Here is a 330-nt window from a genome sequence, read left to right on the forward strand (position 1 = left end):
CGGCGCGGTTATCGTCCCCAACCGCTGAAGCGTGTCTATATTCCTAAAGCCAATGGGAAGATGCGGCCGCTGGGTATCCCGACCATGAGAGACAGGGCGATGCAGGCGCTATACCTGCTGGCTCTTGAACCCGTGGCCGAGACCACAGCGGACGGACGCTCGTTTGGGTTCCGACCGGAGAGGTCCACGGCGGACGCCATCGAACAGTGCTTCACGGCACTGTCCAAGAAGGTGGCACCGCAGTGGGTTCTCGAAGGCGACATCAAGGGCTGCTTCGACAACATCAGCCATGACTGGCTCATGGGTCATGTACCGACGGATCGCGAGATT

Annotated in this window: 1 protein-coding gene; it reads left to right on the forward strand. The window is 60.3% G+C overall.

Annotated features, from left to right (window positions below):
• Positions 1-330: reverse transcriptase domain-containing protein (locus KDH83_RS32160; RefSeq protein ID WP_249205492.1), on the forward strand; the 330-nt coding region annotated here is incomplete at both ends.

The organism is Achromobacter sp. Marseille-Q0513, assembly GCF_018195695.1.
Lineage (GTDB): Bacteria > Pseudomonadota > Gammaproteobacteria > Burkholderiales > Burkholderiaceae_B > Achromobacter.